Origin of the sequence: Actinosynnema sp. NPDC059797, assembly GCF_042732085.1 — a bacterium.
In the GTDB taxonomy this organism is placed as follows: domain Bacteria; phylum Actinomycetota; class Actinomycetes; order Mycobacteriales; family Pseudonocardiaceae; genus Actinosynnema.
Window position 1 is genome coordinate 1 of the sequence record NZ_JBHWIE010000659.1, and the last position, 2,156, is coordinate 2,156.

The following is a 2,156-nucleotide window of genomic DNA, read 5'->3' on the forward strand; positions in this document are numbered from 1 at the left end:
TGCCGGCCGACGTGCCGCCGACGGTGGCCCCGTGGCCGGTGGCGAAGGTCGTGTGGGGCCTCGCCTCGGGCTGCCGGTCTAGCAGCACCAACCGGTTCCACGACACGGGCCCCGCCACGAACACCTTCGGTTTGCGCATACCGTCCATTGTGGCGGGTGAAGATCACGACCGACTAGAACGACACGACCAGGGACGTCAGCCGGTGGGTCAGGGGCGGCACCGGCGCCCGCTCGACGGACTCCAGGCGCAGGTCCGGGCAGCGCTCCAGCAGCACGCGGAAGCACTCGTCGGCCTCGGCCCGCGCCAGCGCGGCGCCCAGGCAGTAGAACGCGCCCAGGCCGAAGGCGGTGTGCCGGTTGGGCTTGCGGGCGATGTCGAAGCGGTCGGGGTCGGGGAAGACCTCCGGGTCGCGGTTGCCGGCCATCATGGCCAGGTAGAACCGCTTGCCCGCGGGCAGGTCGAGGCCGCCCAGCGCGAACGGCTCGGTGCTCTGCCGCACGATCAGGCTCGCCGGGCCGTCGCAGCGCAGCATCTCCTCGACCGCGGAGGGCGTCAGCGACGGGTCGGCCTTGAGCCGCGCGAGCTGGTCGGGGTGGTCGAGCAGCAGCACCAGGCCGTTGGCGATCAGGCCCGCGGTGGTCTCGTGGCCCGCGAACAGCAGCAGCACGCAGTTGGCGACGATCTCGTCCTCGGTGACCACGCCCTCGGCCTCGGCGGCGATGAACATGCTGATCAGGTCGTCGCGCGGGTCGCCGCGGCGTTCCCGGACCAGCTCGCGCACGTAGTCCTGCATCTCCAGCACGCTGCGCTGCGAGCGCCGCAGCCGGTCGGCGTCGGCGAGCTGGAAGATCGCCACGATGTCGCGCGACCAGGCCTGGAGCCGCTCGCGGTCGTCGGTGGGCATGCCGAGCATCTCGGCGATCACGTTGGCGGGCAGCGGGTAGGCCAGGTCGGTGACCACGTCCATGCGGCCGCGGTCGGCCACGGCGTCGAGCAGCTCGTTGGTCAGCTCCCGCACGCGCGGGCGCAGGCCGTTGACCGTGGCGGGGGTGAAGTAGCGCTTGAGCAACTGCTGGAACCGGACGTGGTCGGTCTCGTTGGTGTGCCCCATCCACAGCTCGACGGACAGGCGCAGGGGGGTCAGCTCCTCCTGCTCCTCGGGGGTGAACGCGCCCAGCATCTGCGTCATGTTCGCGGGGACCAGGCGGCGGTCCTTCAGCGCGGCGACGATGTCGGCGTGCCGGGTTAACAGGTAGGCGTCGAGCTGGGGGATCGCGCTGATCGGGGACTCGGCGCGGATCCGGTGCAGCAGCGAGGTGGGGTCGGCCGTCGCCTCGGGGGAGAACAGGTCGTGGGCCGGCAGCGCCAGGGTTGAATCGGTCATGATCGCCAGTCTGTCCAGTCCACGTGACGCGGCACCAGCCATGTCGGCGCAATGGCGTAACCGAGACTCTTTCGTGTACTTCACTCTGTAACTTCAGTGGAGACTTAACTCACGCTTTCGGGAGGAGGCGACTCTGCCGAGTGATCAGGAATACTCCAGGAAGTGACGAAGACTCGGGTGGGCTTGATCGGCGTGGGCACGATCGCGGCGACGCACCTGGAGGTGTTGGCCGAGCGGTCCGACGTGGACCTGGAGTTCACCGCGGACCCGGTGGCCGGACCGCCGGTGTTCCGGGGCGCGACCCCGCCGCACCACGTCGACGCGGCGGAGGCGTTGGGCGCGCACCGGCCGGACCTGGTGGTGGTCGCGACGCCGGCGGACTCGCACGTGGAGCTGGCGGCGCTGGTGCTGGGGTCGTCGGGGGCGCGGGTGCTGGTGGAGAAGCCGTTGGCGCTGGACGTGGCGTCGTTGGCGCGGCTGGGCGCGCTGGACCGGGGTCGGGTGTTCACCGCGCACCACTTCGCGTTCTCGCCGGAGGTGGAGTGGGCGGCGTCGCTGGTTGCGGCGCACCCGGAGTGGGGTCCGGTGACGGGGGTGACGTCGTTGTTCTGCGACCCGTACGTGGGCAGGGGGGAGGGCGCGTTCGCGTCGTACGTGTCGCCGTGGGCGGATTCGGGGATCAACCAGTTGACGGTGCTGGCGCGGTTGGTGGAGCCGACGGCGTTGGTGTCGCTGCGGGACGAGGGGGACGCGGCGTGGGCGGTGGTGGGG

Annotated in this window: 2 protein-coding genes; one reads left to right on the top strand and one right to left on the bottom strand. The window is 71.2% G+C overall.

Annotation, left to right across the window (positions count from 1 at the left end; all coding sequences use genetic code 11):
- Window positions 1-173 precede the first annotated feature (173 nt).
- Window positions 174-1,385 carry a cytochrome P450 gene (locus ACFV4N_RS43025; protein WP_499678465.1) on the bottom strand — a complete coding sequence of 404 codons (1,212 nt, stop codon included), beginning with the start codon at window positions 1,383-1,385 and terminating at the stop codon, window positions 174-176.
- A 162-nt stretch (window positions 1,386-1,547) separates the two neighbouring features.
- Here ACFV4N_RS43025 and ACFV4N_RS43030 point away from each other — a divergent pair.
- The coding region (locus ACFV4N_RS43030; protein WP_499678466.1) for a Gfo/Idh/MocA family protein at window positions 1,548-2,156 on the top strand (609 nt) is incomplete at its 3' end.

Bases quoted from the DNA above. Each gene is read 5' to 3' on its own strand.
- ACFV4N_RS43025 (WP_499678465.1), bottom strand. From the start codon at position 1,385: ATGACCGATTCAACCCTGGCGCTGCCGGCCCACGACCTGTTCTCCCCC.